Source organism: Corallococcus sp. M7 (genome assembly GCF_054512695.1).
Genome location: NZ_CM137252.1, coordinates 5,202,376 through 5,219,956, shown reverse-complemented (window position 1 = coordinate 5,219,956; position 17,581 = coordinate 5,202,376). Strand labels below are relative to the sequence as shown.

The following is a 17,581-nucleotide window of genomic DNA, read 5'->3' as shown; positions in this document are numbered from 1 at the left end:
TCATGAACCCCAAGCTCCGCTCGATTCTCTTCTGGATCCACCTGATTAGCGGCCTCATCGTGGGGCTCGTGGTCGGGGTCATGTCGTTCACGGGCGCGGCGATCGCCTTCGAGTCGGAGATCGTCGACTGGGCGGACCGTGACGCCCGCCACGCGGCGCCTCCCGCGCAGGGGACTCCCCGCCTGACGATGGAGGAGATGCTCGCGAAGGTGAAGGAGGCGAAGCCCGCCGTTGCTCCCTCCGGCGTGACGGTGTACCCGGAAGCGGACAGCATGGTGACGGTGGCCCTGGGCCGCGGTGCTTCCGTCTACGTCCACCCCTACACGGGTGAAGTGCGCGAGCCGGGCGCGCAGGGCTGGCGCTCGTTCTTCCACACGATGGAGGACCTGCACCGCTGGCTCGCGGCGTCGGGTGACAACCGCGCGGTGGGCAAGGCCATCACCGGCGTGGCGAACCTGGCGTTCCTGTTCCTGGGCATCACCGGCCTGTTCCTGTGGTGGCCGCGCAAGTGGAACCTGCGCGCCATGCGGCCCATCCTGTGGTTCCGCCGCGGGCTCAAGGGCAAGGCGCGCGACTTCAACTGGCACAACGTGATCGGCTTCTGGTCGCTGCCGGTGCTGGTGGTGCTGACGGCGTCCGGCGCGGTGATTTCCTACAAGTGGGCGTCGAACCTGGTCTTCACGCTCACCGGCAACGAGCCGCCCGCGGCGCAGGGGCCCATGACCGCCGCGCCCGTGGCCGTGCCCACGCCCGCGCCTGGGACGCAGCCCCAGCCGCTGGACGCGCAGTTCGCGGCGGTGATGAAGCAGTCCAACGCCTGGGAGGCCATCACCCTGCGCCTGGCCACGCCCCAGGGCGCTGGCGGCCCCGGCGGCCGTCCCGAAGGCGCCCCGCGCGGTGAAGGTGGCCCTCGCGCTGAAGGTGCATCGCGCGGCGAGGGTGGCCAGCGTGGCGAAGGCGCTCCGCGCGGCGAACGCATGGCTCGCGCCGAGGGCGCTCCGCAGGGCGAGGGTGCCCCTCGCGGTGAGGGTGGTCCCCGGGCCGAAGGAGGGGCGCGCGGTGAGGGCGGTCCTCGGGCCGAAGGGGGAGCGCGCGGTGAGGGTGGTCCTCGCGGCGAAGGCCGTGCGGAAGGCCGCGGCGGTCCGAAGGGCCCGCAGGCCAGCGCCTTCACCGTCCGCGAGCAGGAGCGCTGGCCGCTCTTCGCCACCAACACGGTGTCGCTGGATCCGTTCACCGCCCAGACGCTGAAGACGGAGACCTACGCGGACTTCAACAGCGGCCGGAAGCTGCGCACGTGGCTGCGCTTCCTGCACACCGGCGAGGCGCTCGGATGGGTGGGCCAGCTCATCGCGGCGCTCGCGTCCTTCGGCGCCGTGTTCCTCGTCTACACCGGCTACGCGCTCTCCTGGCGCCGCTTCGTCCCGCGCCGCAAGACGCAGCCCGTGGCCTCCGCCGCTCCGGTGGCCCCGCCCGCGGAATCGAATACAAACGCCGCCTGAAGTCACAACTCAGTAAACCCAGACATCCCCGAGGCCCGGACCGCGAGAGCGGATCCGGGCTTCGTCGTTTTCACTCGGCGGCGTGTGGCATTCGGCAGGCTGATGCAAGGCAGTGTTGTAACGATCGCCTGTCTTTGCCCCTCACAGTGTTGGCGGGAAGAAATTTCTTGTAACGCGAATCAGGGTCCTGCATATGAGAATCATTCTCATTTAGGCAGTGCTTCCTATCCCGAGGGGATTCGTGTCCACAGCAAAGCCCGGTCGTCCTGGTATCCGCTCTTCGAATGGCAACCCTGGAGGCGTGCGTGGCGCGCTCTGGCCCTGGGGCCCCGCCGCCGTAGGCCTTGCCTCCGCCCTGGCGGCGGGCGGCGCGGTGGCGCAGGAGACGCCGGTGACGGGCGAGACGGCGGCGCCGGTGCAGGAGTCCCGGCCGGCGGAGACCGCCCCGGTGGGCCAGGAGGCCCCGGCCCCCGAGCGCACCCCGGAGTCCGCGCCCACGGGGGAGACGGCGGCGCAGGCCAACCAGGACGACGCCTACGTCCTGCCGGAAGTGTCCGTGGAGGGTGAAACGGAGAAATATAACGTCACGGAGCCCAGCCTGGCCCGCCTGCCGCGGCCGCTGGTGGACACGCCGCAGACCATCACGGTGGTCCCCGAGCGCGTGATGGAGGAGCAGCAGGCGACGACGCTGCGCGATGCCCTGCGCAACGTGTCCGGCATCACGGTGACGGCGGGCGAGGGTGGCCGCCAGGGTGACTCCTTCTCGCTGCGCGGCTTCTCCGCCCAGACGGACACGCTGCGCGACGGCGTGCGCGACCTGGGCTGGTTCACCCGCGACACGTTCAACCTGGAGGGCGTGGAGGTCTACTTCGGCCCGTCGTCGGTGCTGTTCGGCCGCGGCTCCACGGGCGGCGCCATCAACCTGGTGACGAAGAAGGCGCGCAAGGGCTCCTTCATGGACCTGCGCCTGTCGGGCGGCACGTCCCGACCGGCCGCATCGAGGCGGACGTCAACCAGGAGATCAACGACAGCGTCCAGTTCCGCGTGAGCGCCGTGGGGCAGCTGTCCGGCGTCGCCGGCCGTGACGTGGTGAAGGAGAACCGGGCGGGCATCGCGCCGTCCGCGCGCTTCCAACTGGCGGAGAAGGTCGCCCTGGAAGTGGACTACTTCTACCAGCACGAGAACAGCGTGCCGGACTACGGCCAGCCGTACTTCAACGGCTACCCCGTGGGCGTCACCCTGGACGTGCCCCGTGAGAACTTCTACGGCGTGAAGGACAGCGACACGGAGCTCGTGAACGTCCACATCGGCTCCGCGCGCCTGCTGGCGGACCTGGGCAACACGTTCCGCCTGACCAACACGCTGCGCTACGGCGGCGTGGACCGCTTCGCCCGGCCCACCGCGCCGCGCGGCCTGACGCCCGCCACGAACCCCACCACCATCGGCCGCCAGCGCTTCGAGACGACCGCGGACAACACCTACTTCGCGGACCAGCTGGACGTGCGCGGCGTGTTCAACACGGGCTTCCTCAAGCACACCGCCAACATCGGCCTGGACGTGTCGCGCGAGCAGCGTGAGCAGGGCCGCACCAACCTCACCGTGAACGGCGGCAACCTGCCGGCGGACCTGTTCGATCCGGACAACAGCCCGGACCTGTCCGGCGTGACGCGCGTCCCGGGCGCCACCAACTACAGCCGCCAGTGGAACCTGGGCGCGTACGCGTCGGATCAGATCCAGATCGGCAAGTACGTGGAGGTCCTGGGCACGCTGCGCCTGGACAACCTGCACAGCGACTACGAGACCATCGCCGCCAACGGCACCGTGGCCGCCTTCGAGCAGGAGAACAGCCTGTTCAACTGGCGCGTGGGCCTGGTGCTCCACCCGGCGGAGAACACCAGCGTCTATGGCATGTACGGCACGTCCCAGAACCCGAGCGCGGAGCTGGCGACGCTGTCCAACGACACCGTCACGTTGGATCCGGAGAAGAACGAGACCTTCGAGATCGGCGCCAAGTCCGACCTCATCGCGGAGCGCCTGAGCGTCAACGCCGCCATCTTCCGCACCAACAAGCTGAACGCGCGCGTGCCGAACTCGGATCCGGACGGCCCGCCCACGGTGCTGGAGGGCAAGCAGCGGGTGCAGGGCTACGCGCTCGGCATCGCCGGTTCGCCGGTGCGCCGCTGGAACGTGTTCGCCAACTACACGTTCCTGGACGCGAGCATCCAGGAGCACACCAATGACTTCCTGGAGGGCCAGCGCCTGGTGAACACGCCCAAGCGCAGCTTCTCGCTGTGGACCACGTACGCCATCCTGGACAACCTGTCCGTGGGCGGCGGCGCCACCTACCAGGACGTGGCCACGGTGAACAACCCGGCCAACGCGACGGTGCTGCTCAGCAAGGTGCCCAACTACTGGCGCTTCGACGCGTTCGCGTCCTACAGCATCAAGAAGGTGGACCTGCAGCTCAACGTCTACAACCTGACCGACAAGCTCTACTACGACTCGTACTACGGCGGTCAGGCCGTGCCGGCGGACGGCGTTTCGGCGCTGCTCTCCGCGCACGTGCGGTTCTAGTCGCGCGCTTTGCCTGCCGGGCGTAGGAGGACGTTCATCATGATGGTGCACATCCCGCAGGTCCTCACGCCCGAGCAGGTGGCCCACTGCCGCGCCGTCTTCGACAAGGCGGCGTGGGAGGATGGCCGGACCACCGCCGGCAAGCAGTCCGCGCAGGTGAAGAAGAACCTCCAGCTGCCCGAAGGCAGCCCCGCCGCCCGGGAGCTGGGGGACCTGGTGCTGGCCGGCCTGGAGAAGAGCCCGCTGTTCATCTCCGCCGTGCTGCCCCAGCGCGTGTTCCCCCCGCTGTTCAACCGCTACGAGCAGGGGATGGACTTCGGCTCGCACGTGGACAACGCCATCCGGCCGCTGCTGGGCTCGAACCAGCGCATCCGCACGGACGTGTCCGCCACGCTCTTCTTGAGCGACCCGGACAGCTACGACGGCGGTGAGCTGGTGGTGGAGGACACCTACGGCAACCACTCGGCGAAGCTGCCGGCGGGGGACCTCATCGTCTACCCGTCCACCAGCCTGCACCACGTCACGCCGGTGACGCGTGGGGTGCGGCTGGCGTCGTTCTTCTGGGTCCAGAGCATGATCCGCGACGCGGGGCAGCGCTCGCTGCTCTTCGACATGGACACGTCCATCATGCAGCTCACCCGCGAGGTGCCCAAGAGCCCCGCGCTGGTGATGCTCACGGGCGTGTACCACAACCTCCTGCGCCAGTGGGCGGAGCCCTAGCCGTCAGTCGCTCTACTCGGGGCTGACGTGCAGGGTGAGCACCGGGCACGCGGCGCGGCCCACCACCTTCTGCGCCACGCTGCCCAGCAGCATGCGGGTGAGCCCCTTGCGCTGGTGCGTGCCCATCACGATGAGGTCGTACTTCCCGCGCTCGGCCTCCTCCAGCACCACGTTGCCCGCCTCGCCAATCACCACGCGGTGGGACAGCGCCACGGGCGCGGTGCCGTCCACCTTGCGCAGCAGCGATTCCAGTTCCTTGCCCGCGGTGTCGCGCGCCATCGCCTCCAGCGAGGTGGCGTCCCAGCCGGGCGAGGCCACCAGCAGATCCGGCGCCACGTACTGCGGCGGCTCCCAGGCGTGCAGGACGTCCACCGTCGCGCCGAAGGGGCGGGCGAGTTGCAGCGCGTAGTCCACGACGGACCGGGAACCGTCCTTCAGGTCCACCGGCACGAGGATGCGTGAAGGGCCAGCCATGGGAGTCCTCCTCCAGCGGGAACACGGAACGCTTAATGCCCGCCCGCCTCCAGGGCAAGGGGGCATCCAGGAGGAGCCGAGCAGCGGGGCGGGCGCGCAGGGTCACCCGCGCATGGACAGCTTCCTGTCCGAGGTCCTGCCCCCATATGCGCCCTCCCATCGACAACGGTACCGTGCTCATCATCGGCGCTGCTGGCGGCATCGGCCGCGAGCTTGCCCGGCTGCTCTCTCCACGGGTCAGGACCCTGGTGCTCGTCGCGCGCGACGTGGACGACCTGGGGAGCCTGAGGGAGGAGCTGCTCGTCCGCAATCCGACCCTGGGGGTGATGATCCGCGCGTGCCGGCTGGATGATCCGCGCGCCGTGGACGCGCTCTTCGAGCACCTGGAGCGCCACTACGTCCGCGTGGACGTTCTCATCAACAACGCGGACTACGCCTCCAGCGGGCTGTACGCGGACGAGCGCTGGAAGCGCATCGAGGAGCTGGTGCAGGCGAATGTGCTGGCCCCGGCGATGATCACCCATCGCCTGCTGGGCCCCATGCTGGAGCGCGGGCGGGGAGGCATCCTCACGGTGGGCTCGGGCGCGGCGCGCCTGTTCCTCCCGGGCGCGGTGACGTTCTCCGCCACGCAGCGCTTCCTGGACGGCTTCAGTGAGTCCCTGCGCCTGGAGCTGAAGGACGCGGGCATCCCCGTCACCTTCGTGGCCCCCGGCCCGCTGGCGCTGGAGCCGCACCTGGAGGGAGAGGTGACGCCGTTCTTCGAATTGTCCCTGCGCCAGTGCGCCCGCGAGGCCCTGGCGGGCTTCGAGCGGGGCGAGGCGCTGGTGTACCCCGGCCTGGGACACCGCTGGGTGATGCGGCTGTTGCGCTTCCTGCCGCGCTCCTTCAAGCGGGGCCTGGGGCGGCTGGCGCTGGGCGGCCTGAAGCGGACGCTGCTCCTGAGTCCGACCGGGCCCACCGGAACGGATGCGCCCCCCCAGCCGGTGCTGCTGGCCGGAGGGGAGCCCTCGTCCGCGACCTGAGACGCCTTGGCGATTTCCTTCGGCGACTACAGGCCGATTTCAGCCAGGCGCGCCTTCACGCGCGTGGCCTTCACGCCGGTGTTGGCCGTGCCGCGGCCCTGCGAGTTGCCGCCGATGCCGATGTGGTGCAGCGCCACCACCTCGTTCGACGACGTGGAGAGGACGGGCGAGCCGGACGAGCCGCCCAGCGTGTCCGCGTCGTAGGAGATGTCCGTGGTGCTGTAGTTGCCGTTGAGCACCTTGCCCGGCGAGGACTTCTTCGTCGGCGTGCAGGACGGCGTCGTGTAGTAGTCGCAGTTCTGGTTCACCACGTACACGGTGGCGTTCGTCGCCGCGTTGGCGCTGGCGACGGTGAGGAAGCCGTACACCTGGCCGGGCAGCTGGCCATTCACGGCCGAGCAGCGCAGCGCCGTCATGTCGTCACCGCTCCACGTCTTGATGAACGTGGCGCACGGGTACCAGACGCGCGAGGCGGACGCGACGCCGTCCTCGTAGTTGAACGACACGCGCGCGCCCACCGCCTCCGAGGAGCTGCCCACGCAGTGGTTGTTGGTGATGACCACGTCGTTGGAGACGAGCCACGCCGTGCAGCGGCTGCCCACCGCCGGGATGGAGAGGTAACCCACCGCCTTGGACTTCGTGCGCTGCGTGCCCGTCAGCGACGTGGCGCTCACCCAGTTCAGCGTCCCCACGATGACCTCGGACTCCTGCGACGCGAGCGGCTCCGCGTCCGGCACGTCCATGGGCTCCACGGAACCACACGCCGTCAGGCCCATCACCAGCATCGCACCCAAGAGCTTCTTCGCGGCCATCTGTGAGTCTCCCCCCGCGCGGCATTGCGCGGCGCGGGGGGCCTACGCACGCCCCGTGCCATGGCGTCCGTCAGAGGAGGCCCGGCGTCACGCCCCCGTGACGGTGGTGCGTGGATGCTCCGTGCAACCCGGTTGCGTTTGTAAAGAAACGTCACGTTCCGCGGCGAATCCCCAGCCATCCCGGGGGCTTGCATGATTTTCCGGGAGTGCCGCTTTTGCGGACATGCGGGGTGCGCCCCTGTCCCAGGCGGAGACAGGGGCGGGGAGGGCGGAATTCTTCAGCCGATGATCATGTCCTCGCGCTCGAGGGTGCCTTCCTCGAAGCGGCGGAGGTTGAAGCGGGTGAAGAGCTCGTCGGAGCCGCCGGAGGTCATCCACTGGGCCATCCGCTCCGCGACGGCGGGGGCCATCATGAAGCCGTGGCCCACGAAGCCGGACAGCTGGAGCAGGTTGTCCAGGCCGGGGGTGCGCCCGAGGATGGGGTTGTTGTCCGGGGTGACGTCGTAGAGGCCGCCCCACTGGCGCAGCACCTTCACCTGGCCCACGTGCGGCAACTGCTCCGTGAGGGCCTGGGCGAAGCGCGCCACGAAGCGCAGGGTGCTGCCCATGTTGGGGCCGGCGGGCTCCTTCGGGTCGCCCATGCCGCCCACGATTTCGCCGCGCATGGACTGGCTGAAGTACAGGCCCGTGTCGAGCACCGACACCAGCGGCGACAGGAAGGGCTTGAGCGGTTCGGTGCTGAGGATCTCGTGGCGGTGCGGCTCGTTGGGCAGCTTCACGTCCGCCAGCTTCGCGACCGCCGGGCTCCACGCGCCGGAGGCGAGCACGACGGTGTCGCAGGCGATGTCGCCCCGGTCCGTCTTCACCTTGCGCACCTGGCCGTTGCTCGTCTCGAAGCCGGTGACGTTGGTGTACGTCTCCACCTTCACGCCGCGCTTCACGCAGCCCTGCGCGTAGCCCCACAGGAAGGCCCAGGGGAAGATGACGCCGTCCTCCGGGTTGTAGGCCGCCGTCACGCAGTCCTTCATCGTGAGGTCCGGGACGATCTGCCGCGCCTCGTCCGCGGTGATGATGCGCGTGGGCACGCCGTACTTGTTGTGCAGGGCGGCGTTGCGGTCCAGGCGGTACGCGGTGTCCTTGCGCTTGGCCAGGAAGAGGTAGCCCCCCTGGCGCAGCCACACGTTGACGCCCAGTTCGCGCGCGAAGCCCTTCATCAGGTCGATGGAGCGCTTGGCCAATTCAATCAGCGCCGGGGTGCCCCACTGCATGCGCACGCCGCCGCCGTTGCGGCCGGACGCGCCCGCGCACAGGTAGCCGCGCTCCAGCACGACGACGTCCGTCTCTCCGCGCAGCGCCAGGTTGTACGCCAGCGACAGGCCCATGATGCCGCCGCCGATGATGACCACCTTCGCCTTCTGCGGCACCGGCCCTTCCGGGCGCAGCGCGGACGGGAAGTGCTCCAGCTCCTGGGGCACGCCGCCCACGGGCGGGACGGACTCGTCCACGGGGGCGCTGGCGAGCACGCGCAGCTCCGTGGGGTACAGCGGCGGGCGCGGCGTGAAGGGAACGACGGCCTCCGGCTTGAGCGCCGGGGCCTTCTGCTTGAGCAGCGCGGCCACCGCGGCGTGGCAGCTCTTGCCCTGGCAGATGCCGGTGCCGAAGCCCGTGTAGCGCTTCACCGACTCCACGTCGTGGTAACCGCGCTCGATGGCGTGCTCCACGTCCGTGACGGTGACGTCCTCGCAGGTGCAGACGAGCGCCTTGCTCATGACAGCCCTCCCATCAACGCCTGCGCCGCGCGTGCGCCCATGGCCGCGGCGTCCTTCGCTGTACCGACCTTCGCCACGTCGCCCGCGACGAACACGTCCGCCGCCTGCGTGCGCCCGTCCGCGTCCGCATCCACGCGGAAGTGGCCCGCGTCCGCGTCGAACTCCACCTTCGCGCCGCCCTGGCGCGCCAGCTCGAAGCCCGGCGTCACCGGCACGGACACCACCACCGCGTCGCACGACACCTTCTGCTTGCGTCCTCCCTGGGGCGTGAAGCTCAGGGCCGTCACGCCGCGCAGGCCGTGGGCCTTGAGCCCGTCACCGACGACGGCCTTCGGGTGAGCGTTCGCGGGCAGCGGACCCTTCAGGTCCACCACCGCCGCCACCTCCACGCCGCGCTGGGTGAACAGGTGCGCCAGCGCGTGCAACTCCGGGCCGTGGCCCACCAGCGCCGCGACCTGGGGCGCCACGTCGTGCTTGCGCAACAGCAGGCTCGCCGCGCGGCCCGCGATGACGCCGGGCAGGTCGTTGTTCTCGAAGGGGAGGGTGGGGGGATGGCCGCCCACCGTCAGCAGGAAGCGCTTCGCGTAGACCTTGAGCAGCCGCAGGTTGGAAGCCTCCTGCGACGCGACCGCCAGGTAGCGGCCGTGCTCGTCGTCATAGAGGCCGATGACGGTGGCGCTTCGCACCACGCTACCCTGCGGAAACGCGGTGGCCTCCGGGACGAAGGGCGCGCCGTCCTCGGGGGCGCCGTGGGCCAGCCGTCCGCCCAGGGTCGCGTCGCGCTCGAAGAGCATGAACGGCACGCCCTTGCCGGCGAGCACCCGCGCCGCCTCCAGGCCCGCCGCGCCGCCGCCCACCATCGCGACGGTGGTGTGGAAGGTGCGAGGGGGCAGGGGCTGTGGGCCTGCTTCCTTGGGCAGCAGGCCCAGGCCGGCCAGCTGCCGGGCCACGCGCGCCATCACGTCCTCCGCCACCGGCACGCCCGCGAACATCTCGTGGTGGTCCAGGCGCTTGGGGAAGAACCAGTCGATGGTCTCGAAGATGTCCACCTTCGCGGACGGGTACGCGTTCTGCCGCTCCAGCCGCATGCCCTCCTTCGCGGGGGTGCGGCAGGTGTAGACGTTGGGCAGCCCGTCCACGCGCATGAGGCAGTGCGAGCAGGCCGCGGAGAAGCAGTACGGCCCTCGCGGGCGGTGGTACTTCACGGAGCGGGAGAGGACGTTCTCGCCCGCGGCGATGAGGGAGCACGCCACCGGCTCGCCTTCGATGGCGGGGATGCTCTCGCCCTCGAGGTCCACGGTGATGGCCCTGCCGCGCGGGGTTGCGTCTGGGAGGCGTCGCATGGGTGCCGCGCAAAATGGCGCACCGGACGAGGCGGGTCAAAGCCTGTCAGCGGCCGCCCGCTCTCCGTCAACACCCGCTGCCGACAGCGCAGGTGATGGCGCGCGAGCGTGGCACTTGTTGGAGAAGGAAAAGCCCCACTCCCGGTGCGCTTGGGAGCGGGGCTTCATGATGCGGTGTGGCAAGGTCCGGGCGGCCGTGAGGCCGGGTGCGTCAAACCGGGTTCTCGCTCCGGGGGAAGATGGGCTCCGGCATGCCCCGGCCGCGGTAGCCGAACCGGGTGCGGATGACCGCGCCGAAGGCCAGCGGGGTGAGGATGAGGTTGAGGAAGACGCCCAGCACCGGGATGTGGCTCACCAGGAGGATGAGGCCCAGGCCCAGGGCGAGCACCACCGCCTGCGTCTTGCGTCCGCGCAGCACCGGCAGCCGCGTGCCCACCTCGCTGGCGATGGCCGCGTAGCCCAGCGCCGTGCCCAGCATGGAGGCGACCAGGAGGGCGAACGCCACCGGGATGCCGATGAGCGTGACGCACAGGACGATGGTCAGCGGGATGAGGGCCGCCATGCCCACCAGGCCCACCCAGAAGTTGCGGGCGGGGTTGGCGCGGATCTCATCGCCCAGCTCCTTCATGCGCGCCGGGAAGAACATCTGCCCCAGGAAGCCCAGGCCGAAGAGCAGCGCGAACTGGAGGATGAAGGACGCGAGGCCCCCGCCGCCGCGGCCGCGGTCGTCATCCTCGTCGTCGGCGTCCGCCGACGCGTCGTGGTGCTGCCCTTCCTGCATGCCGCGCTTGATCTCCCCGGCCACCATGCGGCCCAGGTCCGCGCCGCCGAAGGACTCCAGGCTGCCCTCCACGATGGCGCCGTCCGCCTTCTGCACCTGACCGCCGAAGGCGGACACGTCGCCCTCCACCTGCGCGTTGGGCCCCAGGATGACGTTGCCGCCGAAGGCGTGCGCGTCTCCCTCCACGTGGCCCTGGATCTCCAGGTTGCCGCCGAAGGCGACCGCGTCGTCCTCCACGGTGCCCTTCACGATGAGGTTGCCGCCGTACACGACGGCGCTCTCCACGGACTCGCCCTCCTTCACCTCCAGGTTCTGTCCGCGCGCCACCACGTCCCGGGCGCCGCGCTTGCCCTTCTTGTGCTTGAAGCTGTCGCGGAAGTTGCGCAGCTCCTCGCGGACGCGCTCCTTGGCCGCTTCCGCCTCTTCCTTCGCGGCCAGCTTGGCCTCGTCGCGGGCGCGCTTCTCCTCTTCGCGGGCCTCCTCACGCAGCCGGTCCGCCTCCTCGCGGGCCAGGGCACGCTCCTCGGGCGTCGCGTTCGCGTCCACGGTGGGCGGCGCGGGAGGTGCCGGCGGCGCGGGCGGGGTGGCGGCGATGACGGGCGGAGCGACGGGGGGCGTGGGGGCGTTGGCCGTGGGGCTGACGCCGGACTCCTTCTCCTTCGCGGTGAGCGGGCGCAGCGTGAAGATGGAGCCGTCCTGCTCCAGGTGGAGCGAGTAGGCGCGGGCCACGGTGCGCAGGGCCTGCTCGGCGCTGATGCCGCGCAGCCGCACCTCGGCGGGGGTGTCCAGGTCACCGGTGACGACCAGGTTCAGGCCGCCCTTCTCCGCGATGGTCTTGAGCGCGTCGCGCAGCGAACCGCGGAAGCTCACGTCGATGGTGCGGACCGGCGCGGTGGCGGCAGCGGCGGGGGCCGGGGCGCCTTCCGCGAGCGCCACGGGGGCGCCGAGGAGGAGGGTCGGAAGCAACAGGCGGGGGAGGATCTTCATGGTCACGCTCAGGCTTCGGAGAGGGACGGAGGAGGGGAGCCGGCCAGGCGCTTCAGGCCGAACAGCGACGTGAACACGACGAACGCGACGATGCAGGCCACCGCCAGCCCCGCGGTGCTCCACAGGGCGTGCGCACCGCTGAACAGGCCTTCCATGAACGCACGGCTGTCACGCACGCTGGACGCGAACGCGGTGCCCATGCGGCCGAGCGCCCTGTCGTTGCTGAACAGGAAGCCCAGGCCCACGCCCAGGGACGTGAGCAGGATGCAGAGGCCCGTCCACACCTCGCGGCGCTGGGGAGCGGGGCTCTCCGCGACGCGGGCCATCACGTTCACGACCAGCGACGGGGGCGGCAGCGGATCCGCCAGCCGGAACAGGTCGTTCTCCAGCAGGCGGTGGTCCTCCATCAGGGCGGCGCACGCCTCGCACTCCGCGGCGTGATCCAGGGCGGGGCCCTCACCGGCCTCCAGCTCCGCGAAGAGGACCTCCAGGTCGGGGCAGGGGGTGGGGCTCATCGCGTCTCCTCCTCGGCGGGCGCCATCTTCTTGCGAAGCTTCTCACGGGCGCGGAACAGGCGCGCCATGATGGTCCCGGGCGCGCAGCCCATGATCTGCGCGATCTCCTTCGTGGTGCGCTTCTGGACGTAATAGAGGGCCAGCACCTCACGGTCGTCCACGGAGAGCGTCTCCATGGCGGCCTCCAGCGACTGCCGCTCCTCGCGCGCGATGGCCCCGTCCTCCTGGGACGCCTCGTTGCTGGGGAGCACCTCCTTCATGGGCTCCAGCTCCTCCGTGCGCACCTTGGTGCGGCGGCGGAGCAGGTCCAGGCAGAGGTTGCGCGTGATGGCGAGCACCCAGAGGTCGAACGGGCGCGCGTCGTCGTAGCGGTGGAGGTTCTGGTACGCGCGGAGGAGGGCCTCCTGCGCGACCTCCGCGGCCTCCGCCTCGCTCTGCAGCAGGCGCAGCGCCAGGCCGTACACCGGGCGCTGCACGCTGCGAACGAGCGCTTCGAAAGCGGACGGGTCCCCCTTGCGGGCGGCCTGCACGTCCGCCTTCCAGGGGAGCGGGGCGGCGTCCTCAGCCATCAGCATTCCGATGGCCATGGGGAGCGAGTCGAGGGCAAGAGCGTTCACGCCCTGGACTACGGGCGCGGCGAAAGGCCATTGCGCCGCCCTCGATCATCACTTCCGCTTCTGTTTTTTCGCGGACTTGGCGGCGGCCAGGCGCTGCTTTTCGGCCTTTTCCGCCCGGCTTTCGGCCTTCGCCTGCTTGCGCTGCTTCTGCTTCGCCCGGAAGCCCAGCGGAATCTCCGCTTCCGGGGCAGGCGGGGGGGCGGCCCGGACCTCATCCATGTCCGGGAGCTCTTCACGGGGAGCGCGGGCCGGCCGGCCAATGCGGCTGGGGGGCCGGGCGTCCCTGGCGGGAGTGCCCGGACGGGCGGGGCGCTCGGACGAGGCCGGACGGGACGCGCGGCTGGTGGCGCGGTCCGCGAGCGCGCGGTGGCGCGAAGGGCCTTCGGAGGCGCGCGCGGCGCTCCGGGCCTCTTCCACCCGGGCCTCCTCGCGCTCGGTGGTGACGAGCCGCGGGCGCTGCGAGGTGCGGATGTCCTCCTTCGAGTCCTCCGTGTACTCGAAGTGGAACAGGCGCTTGATGACCAGCGTGGCGTACGCGCCCGGGGGCAGCGTGAAGGCCACGTTGACCTTGATGTCGCCGCGGTTCACGTCGTCGTTCTGCGTGCGGCCCACGACGAGCTTGTGCGGGAACATCACCAGCGGGCGCTGCTCCTCCTTGAAGTAGAGCATCCGCTCCGCGCCCTTGATGCGCAGGTCGGGGAGCTTGAGCTTCTCCTTGCCCAGCACCCAGGTCATGGCCTCCGCCACCTTCGGATCCTCGAAGGTGGTGTCCGGCCCCACGAGCGGGAAGGTCTTCTCGCGCAGGATGTGCAGCACGTCCGGGGTCGCGTCCCGGTAGTGCAGCAGCGTGCCGGCCTGGTAGCGCATGGGGAACATGGCTTCGCGCGGCAGCATCAGCTGGAGGTAGCGCCGGACGCCCTCGTTCCAGAGGAAGCTCTGGTACTCGAAGAGGATCATCGCCCGGTAGTCCGAGTCGATCTGCAGGAACGCGCGGAGCCAGTCGCCCGGGTGCTCGCGCAGGCTGCGCAGGATGCGGTGGTACTTCTTCGCGCCCTCGAAGGGCACGCGCGCGTCCCACTTGCCCCAGTTGTCGCGCCAGAAGCCCTTCACCTTGGCGTCCTCGGTGCGGTCCAGGTCCGAGGGGCGGGCGAAGTAGTTGTGCAGCGCGGCCTCGAAGTCGCCCCGGATGAGGTCCTTGGCGATGAAGCCCTGGCCGTGCTTGATCGCGCCGAAGCGCTGGCTGTCGAAGTAGTTCACCACGCCCAGCCGGTTGATCTCCGCGGCGGCCAGGTTCAAGGGCGCCAGCGAGTCACGCGTGAGGGCGCGCACGGTGACGGAGAAGCGGTTGGAGGTGATGTTCTTCGCGGACAGCGGCTTGTCCGTCCGGCCCAGGAACTTCAGGCGCAGGTCGGGCTCCTGCATGTCCACGTCCGCGCCATCCACGGCGATGATCTGCTCGGTGCGGCCCTGCTTGTCCTTCAGGCCGCAGTAGCTGATGGCGCCGGGCTTCAGACCGAACGCGTCACGGATTCGGTTCACCGCGTCGAACGTGGACAGCTTCTGCTTGTCCATCAGGTAGACGCGATGCTTGCCGCTCTCGACTTCGTCGAAGCGGTAGGACTCCTTCACGGAGAAGTCCTCGGGTTTTTGCTTGATTCGCACGACAGCCCCCTTACCACGTGGACGCCCGGATTGAAGCGTTCGCGCCGGAAATGGGCTTAACCTGCAACCCCATGAGAAACCTTCCCACCCTGATCCTTTTGGGGCTCGCCGGCCTCGCCGTGGGGTGCGCGACCCCGCTGTCCACCATGCAGACCGCGAAGACGCTCGCACCGGGGCAGGTCCAGGTGACGGGCAGCATGGGCGTGTTCGTCCCCGTGGGGACGCTGGCGTCGGTGGTGGACGTGGGCATCGACCAGGGGCTCGAGGCGAAGCGCGCCATCGAGGAGGACCGGCCCTACACCCTCACGGAGGAGGACCAGCAGCGCCTGCTGACGGCGGGCCTGGCCCTGGCGGTGGCCCCGCCGGGGGTGAACCCGGAGCTGATGGTGCGGGTGGGGCTCCTGGACGGGTTCGACGTGGGCGGGCGCTACAACGGCAACGCGCTGCGCTTCGACGGCAAGGTGCGCCTGGCCCACGGCGGGCCGGGGCCGCGCCGCTCCTATGACCTGGCGCTGGGGCTGGGAGTGTCCAAGTACCTGTTCTCCGGGGCGGTGATGGACGTCCTGGAGGTGGTCCAACTGGGGGACTTCAGCCGGACGGACGTGGAGGTGCCGCTGTACCTGAGCGCCGAGTACGGGGACGTGTTCAAGCTCTACGGCGCCCCCAAGTACGTCTTCAGCCACACCCGGCTGGACGCCCAGCTGGTGGACTTCTCCGAGCAGGGCAAGCCGGTGACGGGCTTCGACGCGACCCTGCCGTCCACGGTGAACAGCCACTTCGTGGGCTCCACGGTGGGCTTCGCGGTGGGCTACAAGTACGTGCACTTCTACGCGGAGCTCACCGGGGGCTACGTCTTCTGCAACCCCCACGTCTTCGGGCAGAAGCGGGACCTGGGCGGGATGACCTTCCTGCCGTCCATTGGCCTGGGGTTCCGGGCTCCCGAGCGCCGCCCGGCCGCGTCGGCGGACCCCGCCACCCCGGGAACGCTGGCCCCGCCCTCCACATGAGAGGCCGGAGCGGGGGGGAGACTGACCGGCCGTGCAGGGCGTTGGCGGCCTGGAACCGGGGTAGCTTCGCGAGCGTTCCTTTGGGGCGGAAGGCTCTGGTAGTGTCCGGGCCGGTGAGGATTCGCGCGTGAACCAGGCACCCGCCCCATTCCCGCCCAGGTCCGGGTCGCACCCGCGCGGGCCGCACCTGACGGGGCGGTTCGCGGACGGGACGCTGGGGGAGTTTCCCCTGGGCCCCACCACGTCGCTCGGCCGCCATCCGTCCAACACGCTGCGGCTGGTGGACCGCGAGGTCTCCAAGGAGCACGCCACCATCGAGAAGGTGGGGCGCGACTTCGTGCTGCGCGACCTGAACTCGTCCAACGGCACCTTCGTCAACGGGCGCCGGGTGACGGGGGAGATGCGGCTGCGGGACGGGGATGAGATCGCCCTGGGCTCCTCCCGGCTCGTCTTCCACAGCGGCGAGGCCGCGCCCGGCGGAGCCAACCCGCCCACGCTGCCGGGCGTGACGGTGGTGGCCAACGCCGTCTCCATGCCGGCCTTCCTGGCGCAGATGGACCAGGTGCCGCAGAACTTCCGTCCGGCCGACCAGGTGACGGACGTCGCCGCGCTGCGCCGGGACTACGAGAAGCTGCGCATCGTCCACGAGTTCCACCGGCAGGTGAGCCTCAAGGGCACCCAGGACGACCTGTTCGAACAGATTCTGAAGGTCGCCTTCGAGCTGCTCGCGGCCGACCACGGCGTCATCCTGAAGGTGGGCCCGGAGGGGGAGTTCATCCCGGCCGCGGTGCACCACCGGCAGGGCAAGCAGGTGAACGTCATGCTGTCGGACACCGTGCTCAAGCGCGTGGTGGAGACGGGCAAGGCGGTGCTCACGGCGGACGCCATCATCGACGAGCGCTTCTCCGCCGCGGAGAGCATCGTGGCGCAGGGCATCCGCTCCGCCATGGCGGTGCCGCTGCTCGTGAATGGCGACATCATGGCGGTGCTGTTCCTGGACAGCCGCCAGCAGATCAACGCCTTCTCGGAGAAGGACCTGACCATCCTCTCCGGCATCGCCGCGCAGGCGGGCATCGCGCTGGAGAACGCGGCCCTGGCGGAGCAGATCCGCAACGAGGCGGTGACGCGCGCGGAGCTGTCGCGCTTCCTGTCCAAGGCGGTGGCGGACGCGGTGATCAACGGCGGCACGGAGGACCTGCGCCAGAGCCGGCTCGCGGAGGTGAGCTGCCTGTTCGCGGACATCCGTGGCTTCACCACCCTGGCGGAGAGCGACTCGCCGCAGGAGGTGGTGTCCATGCTGAACAGCTTCTTCAGCGCCATGGCGGACGTGGTGTTCCGCTACGAGGGCAACCTGGACAAGTTCATCGGGGACTGCGTGATGGCGGTGTGGGGACCGCCGTCGTCGCACCCGGATGATCCGGCCCGGGCGCTGAGGGCCGCGCTGGAGATGCAGGACGCCGTCACGGAGCTCAACCGGCAGCGCGTGCTGGACGGCAAGAAGCCCATCGAAGTGGGCATTGGCGTCAACACGGGCCAGGCCGTCGTGGGCTACATGGGCAGCGCGGAGCGGCACGAGTTCACCGCCATCGGCGACACCGTGAACACCGCGTCGCGGCTGTGCGGCATCGCGAAGAGCGGCGAGGTGCTGGCGTCGGAGGCCACGGTGCGCAAGTCCGGGCCGGGCTTCGACGTGGAGGAGCTGCCGGTGCTGCAGGTGAAGGGCAAGGAGAAGGGCGTGCAGACCTTCCGCGTGCATGGCGCGGAGCTGACCACTTCCACCTCCCGCAAGGTGCGCTGAC

15 protein-coding genes are annotated in these 17,581 nt (G+C 70.2%); 7 read left to right on the top strand and 8 right to left on the bottom strand.

Annotated elements, in window-relative coordinates; all coding sequences use genetic code 11:
- Positions 1–2 precede the first annotated feature (2 nt).
- From ACX114_RS20800 to ACX114_RS20785, 4 genes are all read left to right on the top strand, one after another.
- Positions 3–1,499: a PepSY-associated TM helix domain-containing protein gene (locus ACX114_RS20800; protein ID WP_459287067.1), complete on the top strand. Its 1,497-nt coding sequence runs from the start codon at positions 3–5 to the stop codon at positions 1,497–1,499.
- Positions 1,500–1,800: 301 nt separating this feature from the next.
- On the top strand, positions 1,801–2,547 hold the full coding sequence (locus tag ACX114_RS20795; protein ID WP_459287065.1) for a TonB-dependent receptor plug domain-containing protein: 747 nt from the start codon (positions 1,801–1,803) through the stop codon (positions 2,545–2,547).
- The gene (locus tag ACX114_RS20790; protein WP_459287063.1) at positions 2,544–4,073 is read left to right on the top strand and encodes a TonB-dependent receptor; all 1,530 of its coding nucleotides are present in this window, start codon (positions 2,544–2,546) and stop codon (positions 4,071–4,073) included. The genes ACX114_RS20795 and ACX114_RS20790 overlap by 4 nt, the downstream gene beginning before the upstream one ends.
- A 39-nt stretch (positions 4,074–4,112) precedes the next feature.
- The gene (locus ACX114_RS20785) at positions 4,113–4,793 is read left to right on the top strand and encodes a Fe2+-dependent dioxygenase (protein ID WP_206794356.1); all 681 of its coding nucleotides are present in this window, start codon (positions 4,113–4,115) and stop codon (positions 4,791–4,793) included.
- A 12-nt stretch (positions 4,794–4,805) separates the two neighbouring features.
- Here ACX114_RS20785 and ACX114_RS20780 read toward each other — a convergent pair whose 3' ends face one another.
- The gene (locus ACX114_RS20780) at positions 4,806–5,267 is read right to left on the bottom strand and encodes a universal stress protein (protein WP_120580698.1); all 462 of its coding nucleotides are present in this window, start codon (positions 5,265–5,267) and stop codon (positions 4,806–4,808) included.
- Positions 5,268–5,413: 146 nt separating this feature from the next.
- Between ACX114_RS20780 and ACX114_RS20775 the strand changes: the two genes are divergently transcribed.
- A complete protein-coding gene (locus ACX114_RS20775) occupies positions 5,414–6,289 on the top strand; it encodes an SDR family NAD(P)-dependent oxidoreductase (protein ID WP_459287060.1) in 876 nt (291 codons plus the stop codon).
- 26 nt (positions 6,290–6,315) lie between these two features.
- Here ACX114_RS20775 and ACX114_RS20770 read toward each other — a convergent pair whose 3' ends face one another.
- The 7 genes from ACX114_RS20770 to truD form a co-directional block, all read right to left on the bottom strand.
- A complete protein-coding gene (locus tag ACX114_RS20770) occupies positions 6,316–7,101 on the bottom strand; it encodes a trypsin-like serine peptidase (protein ID WP_459287058.1) in 786 nt (261 codons plus the stop codon).
- A 278-nt stretch (positions 7,102–7,379) separates the two neighbouring features.
- Positions 7,380–8,870: an FAD-dependent oxidoreductase gene (locus ACX114_RS20765; RefSeq protein ID WP_459287056.1), complete on the bottom strand. Its 1,491-nt coding sequence runs from the start codon at positions 8,868–8,870 to the stop codon at positions 7,380–7,382.
- Positions 8,867–10,213, bottom strand: coding sequence for a 2Fe-2S iron-sulfur cluster-binding protein (locus ACX114_RS20760; RefSeq protein ID WP_459287054.1), 1,347 nt, complete (start codon positions 10,211–10,213; stop codon positions 8,867–8,869). Before ACX114_RS20760 ends, ACX114_RS20765 begins: the two co-directional genes overlap by 4 nt.
- A gap of 211 nt (positions 10,214–10,424) precedes the next feature.
- Positions 10,425–11,981, bottom strand: a complete 1,557-nt coding sequence (locus ACX114_RS20755) for a bactofilin family protein (protein ID WP_459287053.1) — start codon at positions 11,979–11,981, stop codon at positions 10,425–10,427.
- Positions 11,982–11,989: 8 nt separating this feature from the next.
- Positions 11,990–12,496, bottom strand: a complete 507-nt coding sequence (locus ACX114_RS20750) for a hypothetical protein (RefSeq protein WP_459287051.1) — start codon at positions 12,494–12,496, stop codon at positions 11,990–11,992.
- Positions 12,493–13,083, bottom strand: coding sequence for an RNA polymerase sigma factor (locus tag ACX114_RS20745; protein WP_014396809.1), 591 nt, complete (start codon positions 13,081–13,083; stop codon positions 12,493–12,495). Before ACX114_RS20745 ends, ACX114_RS20750 begins: the two co-directional genes overlap by 4 nt.
- A gap of 78 nt (positions 13,084–13,161) precedes the next feature.
- Positions 13,162–14,775: a tRNA pseudouridine(13) synthase TruD gene (gene truD / locus ACX114_RS20740; protein ID WP_459287049.1), complete on the bottom strand. Its 1,614-nt coding sequence runs from the start codon at positions 14,773–14,775 to the stop codon at positions 13,162–13,164.
- Positions 14,776–14,846: 71 nt separating this feature from the next.
- On the opposite strand from truD, the gene ACX114_RS20735 reads away from it, so the two are divergent.
- On the top strand, positions 14,847–15,782 hold the full coding sequence (locus ACX114_RS20735; RefSeq protein WP_459287047.1) for a hypothetical protein: 936 nt from the start codon (positions 14,847–14,849) through the stop codon (positions 15,780–15,782).
- A gap of 127 nt (positions 15,783–15,909) precedes the next feature.
- Complete coding sequence (locus ACX114_RS20730) at positions 15,910–17,580, top strand: adenylate/guanylate cyclase domain-containing protein (RefSeq protein WP_459287045.1); 1,671 nt, start codon at positions 15,910–15,912, stop codon at positions 17,578–17,580.
- Position 17,581: the final 1 nt, after the last annotated feature.